A 251-nucleotide genomic window follows, 5' to 3' on the forward strand; every position below is an offset into this window, starting at 1 on the left:
GAGCGTCAGTGTTGACCCAGGTGGCTGCCTTCGCCATCGGTATTCCTTCAGATCTCTACGCATTTCACCGCTACACCTGAAATTCTACCACCCTCTATCACACTCTAGTTTGCCAGTTCGAAATGCAGTTCCCAGGTTGAGCCCGGGGCTTTCACATCTCGCTTAACAAACCGCCTGCGTACGCTTTACGCCCAGTAATTCCGATTAACGCTCGCACCCTCCGTATTACCGCGGCTGCTGGCACGGAGTTA

1 rRNA gene is annotated in these 251 nt (G+C 53.8%); it reads right to left on the reverse strand.

From position 1 onward, the window contains the following. A 16S ribosomal RNA gene (locus tag AAEY83_RS17140) occupies window positions 1-251 on the reverse strand; the annotation flags it as partial.

The organism is Psychrobacter sp. TB20-MNA-CIBAN-0197 (assembly GCF_040309765.1).
Taxonomy (GTDB): Bacteria; Pseudomonadota; Gammaproteobacteria; order Pseudomonadales; family Moraxellaceae; genus Psychrobacter; species Psychrobacter submarinus.